This window comes from Microvirga sp. P4_G7 (genome assembly GCF_056401005.1).
This window is the reverse complement of sequence record NZ_JBFUKD010000766.1, coordinates 1-1,627: the sequence shown is the minus strand read 5'-3', so window position 1 is coordinate 1,627 and position 1,627 is coordinate 1. Positions and strand designations below refer to the sequence as shown.

Here is a 1,627-nt window from a genome sequence, read left to right as displayed (position 1 = left end):
GTTGGAATCGCTCGGCGTGCGTGTTGCCGATGCTTCGGATTTCGGCGGCGGCATCATCAATCACGATCTGTTCCTCTCCAATCCCGATGTTCAGCAGGTGATCAAGCGAGYCATCGACCGAGGCAATTGATCCCGTCTCGACATGCTCCAGAACGTATGGCTGAATGGCTCCCGTTCTGGATGACGATCGAGAGAAGACCATGACGATCGAGACTTGGCTCGCCTTCACCGCCGCTTCCGCGGTTCTCCTGGTCATTCCCGGGCCGACGATCCTGCTCGTCGTGTCTTACGCCCTCGGGCAGGGATGGCGTACGGCGTTGCCGATGGCCGTCGGCGTGGCGCTCGGCGATTTCACCGCCATGAGTTTCTCGCTCCTCGGTCTCGGTGCGCTCCTTGCCACCTCGGCGACGATCTTCACGCTTCTGAAATGGCTCGGCGCGGCGTATCTGGTCTGGCTCGGCATCAAACTTTGGCGAGCCGGCGGTTCGCTCGACRCCAAGCCGCGCACGGACGCGGCTTCAGCGATGAAGATGCTCGGCCATGCCTGGCTCGTGACCGCTCTCAACCCGAAGGGGCTGACGTTCTTCGTCGCCTTCCTGCCGCAGTTTCTCGATCCGAAAGCGCCGTTTCTGCCGCAGGTGAGCATTTTCGCGGTGACGTTCCTGACGCTCGCCTTCGTGAACGTCATTGGMTACGCGCTCGTGGCCTCCCGCGCGCGAAGCGCCGTGCGAAACGAGCGCACGATCAGAATCGTCAACCGCGTAGGCGGGAGCCTGCTGATCGGCGCGGGCGTCGCGTCGGTGGGATTGCGGGCCGGTCACTCCTAGTCGGGACGTCCCGTTACTCGGCTGCRACCTTCGACGTATATCCCAGCCTGCGGTTGAGGTCGCCGATCAGCCCCACGGCGGCATCCGCGATCACGGTTCCCGGTGGAAAGATCGCCGAGGCTCCGGCCTCATAGAGAGCTTCGAAATCCTGCGGCGGGACGACGCCGCCGACGACGATCATGATGTCGTCGCGCCCATTCGCGATCAGYGCAGCCTTGAGTTCCGGCACGAGGGTCAGGTGTCCGGCGGCGAGCGACGACACGCCGACGATGTGGACATCGTTTTCGATCGCCTGCCGTGCGGCCTCCGAGGGGGTGGCGAACAAGGGGCCGATATCGACATCGAAGCCGAGATCGGCGAAGGCGGAAGCGATCACCTTCTGACCGCGATCGTGTCCGTCTTGTCCCATCTTGGCGACGAGAATGCGTGGCCGCCGGCCATCGTTGCGCTCGAATTCTTCGACCAGTTGCAACACGTGCGCGACGATCGGCGAGGCCATGCCCATCTCCCGTTTATAGACACCCGATATCGCCTTGATGGAAGCGACGTGCCGGCCCCAGACCTTTTCCAGCGCGGCCGAAATTTCACCGACAGTCGCCTTGGCGCGTGCAGCCTTCACGGCGAGATCAAGGAGGTTGCCTTGACCCGTCTCCGCGCCATGGGACAGCGCATCGAGCGCCGCCGTGACATCGGATTGATCGCGTTCCGCGCGCAGGCGCTGGAGCTTTTCGATCTGCCGCGCCCGCACGGCCGCATTGTCGACCTTGAGGATGTCGATGGACGCTTCTTCGCTCGGCTTG

Annotated in this window: 2 protein-coding genes; one reads left to right on the top strand and one right to left on the bottom strand. The window is 63.5% G+C overall.

The genetic code is table 11. The annotated features are described in order from the left end of the window. Positions 1-200: 200 nt before the first annotated feature. Positions 201-827, top strand: a complete 627-nt coding sequence (locus AC1DT3_RS20465) for a LysE family translocator (RefSeq protein WP_477467043.1) — start codon at positions 201-203, stop codon at positions 825-827. A 13-nt stretch (positions 828-840) separates the two neighbouring features. On the opposite strand, the gene AC1DT3_RS20460 is transcribed toward AC1DT3_RS20465, so the two are convergent. Further along, the coding region (locus tag AC1DT3_RS20460; RefSeq protein WP_477467042.1) for a methylmalonyl-CoA mutase family protein at positions 841-1,627 on the bottom strand (787 nt) is incomplete at its 5' end.